We start from the raw sequence: 576 nt of genomic DNA, 5'->3' as shown, positions 1-576 counted from the left end.
AACATCTGCGTAATTGCTGCAAAAGTTTTCTCTTTTTCATTGGGGCTTGTCGGTGAATCATCAACAATAATGTCGTACTCAAGCGTTGTGACAGCTTCACGCGTCAACGGCACATATTGGGCATTCTCTTGTCCAGAAATACGTACCAAACGCCCATCAGAGAGATAATTTTGAATAAGATAGAGAATAATCTTTTCCTGCCTACACCGATAAAGCTTGAGATTGTCAAACAGCCCCGCAAGCAAATTAAGCGTTGATTGCCGGCGTGTATTTTCCAGCACATTGGCTTGGTTAACCTCCCGTGTTCCGATAAACTCAGCTGATAACCCTGTTACATGCGTTATCGCTTCACGCGATTCATTAAACAGCTGGAAAAATCCATTGGGAAATTATGCACTTGGCTTTGGTTGAATTTTTTCTCCTGTAAGCGCGCCATTTTTAACCCAAATAATTGTATCTATGCCCATCAAAGCCAATAGTGGTCTGTTTGCTATCACTCACATAACCTAACAGACCGGATGCAACTAAAACATTAAAGGCTGGTCCATAGAGATTGATAGTCGTGTTTTCGTTGGC

At 42.0% G+C, this 576-nt stretch carries 1 pseudogene; it reads right to left on the bottom strand.

Annotation, left to right across the window (positions count from 1 at the left end):
* Window positions 1-458, bottom strand: a pseudogene (locus tag ACFIO3_RS15255) (phage portal protein); the annotation flags it as partial.
* Between the last annotated feature and the right edge of the window lie 118 nt (window positions 459-576).

It is taken from the genome of Bartonella sp. AD328YNZD (genome assembly GCF_042196425.1).
The sequence above is the reverse complement of the archived record's forward strand: the minus strand, read 5'-3'. Positions and strand labels throughout refer to the sequence as shown.